A 2,168-nucleotide genomic window follows, 5' to 3' on the forward strand; every position below is an offset into this window, starting at 1 on the left:
GAGTGGGTAACTACAATTTTAGAAACTTATTTAAAGCGACTAAGGGCGTATGGTGGATGCCTTGGGTCTGAGAGGCGAAGAAGGACGTGGTAAGCTGCGATAAGCCAGGGGGAGCTGCACACAAGCGTTACATCCCTGGATTTCCGAATGGGACAACCTGGTACGTTGAAGACGTATCATCCTGAGCAATCAGGAGGCCAACCCGCTGAACTGAAACATCTAAGTAGGCGGAGGAAAAGAAAACAATAGTGATTCCCTGAGTAGTGGCGAGCGAAAGGGGAAGAGCCCAAACCAGAGCGGCGTGCTGCTTTGGGGTTGTAGGACCACATTTAGGATTCGATCTCAAGCCGAATCATCTGGAAAGATGAACCGTAGGAGGTGATAGTCCTGTAAGCGGAAATGATCGATGACGCGTGGTATCCTGAGTAGGGCGGGACCGGAGGAATCCTGTCTGAATCTGCCGGCACCATCCGGTAAGGCTAAATACTCCTCAGACACCGATAGTGAACCAGTACCGTAAGGGAAAGGTGAAAAGCACCCTAAATAAGGGAGTGAAATAGTACCTGAAACCGTACGCCTACAAGCGGTCGGAGCCGCGCAAGCGGTGACGGCGTGCCTTTTGCATAATGAGCCTACGAGTTACTCCTCACTGGCGAGGTTAAGTTAAGAAATAACGGAGCCGTAGCGAAAGCGAGTCCGAATAGGGCGCTTAGTCAGTGGGGGTAGACGCGAAACTTTGTGATCTATCCATGGGCAGGATGAAGGTGTGGTAACACACACTGGAGGTCCGAACCCGTAAGCGTTGAAAAGCTTTGGGATGACCTGTGGATAGGGGTGAAAGGCCAATCAAACTGAGAGATAGCTCGTTCTCCCCGAAATGTTTTTAGGAACAGCCTCGGTTAATAGTCTGTTAGAGGTAGAGCTACTGATTGGGCTAGGGGGCTTCACCGCCTACCAAACCCTGATAAACTCCGAATGCTAATAGATGTTTACCGGGAGTGAGGCTGTGGGCGCTAAGGTCCATGGCCGAGAGGGAAATAACCCAGAATAGCAGCTAAGGCCCCCAATACATAGTTAAGTTAATCAAACGATGTAGAGTTTCTATAACAGCCAGGATGTTTGCTTGGAAGCAGCAATTCATTTAAAGAGTGCGTAACAGCTCACTGGTCGAGAGACTCTGCGCGGAAAATAATCGGGTATTAAACTATGAGCCGAAGCTCTATGATTGCCACTAGGTGGTAAATCGGTAGGGGAGCATTCCCATCTGCGTTGAAGGTGTGTGGCGACGCATGCTGGAGCGTTGGGAAAAGAAAATGTAGGCATAAGTAACGATAAATAAGGTGAAAAACCTTATCGCCGAAAGTCTAAGGGTTCCTGATCAACGTTAATCGGATCAGGGTTAGTCCGGTCCTTAGGCGAACCCGAAAGGGGTAGCTGATGGAAAGCAGGTTAATATTCCTGCACCTGCTATACATTAAAAGTGACGAAGGGCCTTAGGTAACTAGGCTGACGGAATAGCCGAGCGGATCCTTCGGGTGAAGCGCATTACTGAAAGCACTTCCGAGAAAAGCGAGTATAGCAGCCGGTACCGCAAACCGACACAGGTAGACGGGATGAGTATTCTAAGGCGCTCGGGTGAGCCGTGGAGAAGGAACTAGGCAAATTGACGCTGTAACTTCGGGATAAAGCGTACCTACTTTGTTGGTAGGTCTCAGTGAAAAGGTTCAACCAACTGTTTAACAAAAACATAGGGCCCTGCAAAATCGTAAGATGACGTATAGAGCCTGATACCTGCCCGGTGCTGGAAGGTTAAGGAAGGGTGTTCGGCGCAAGCCAAAGCTCCTGACTGAAGCCCCAGTAAACGGCGGCCGTAACTATAACGGTCCTAAGGTAGCGAAATTCCTTGTCGGGTAAGTTCCGACCTGCACGAATGGTCTAATGAGTTGAACGCTGTCTCCTCCACGAGCCCGGTGAAATTGTAGTATCGGTGAAGATGCCGGTTACCCGCCACGGGACGGAAAGACCCCGTGAACCTTCACTACAACTTTGCATTGATTTTGAATTACGGATGTGTAGGATAGTTGGGACGCTATGAAGCCTTGCCGCCAGGTAGGGTGGAGCGGTCGGTGAAATACCAACCTTCTTTGATTTGAAATCTAATCCCTGTT

General features: G+C 49.7%; 1 rRNA gene. It reads left to right on the plus strand.

The window, feature by feature from the left end:
* Positions 1-29: 29 nt before the first annotated feature.
* Positions 30-2,168 (plus strand): 23S ribosomal RNA (locus tag V2H41_RS13920); the annotation flags it as partial.

The organism is Niabella digestorum (assembly GCF_036409055.1).
Lineage (GTDB): Bacteria > Bacteroidota > Bacteroidia > Chitinophagales > Chitinophagaceae > Niabella > Niabella composti.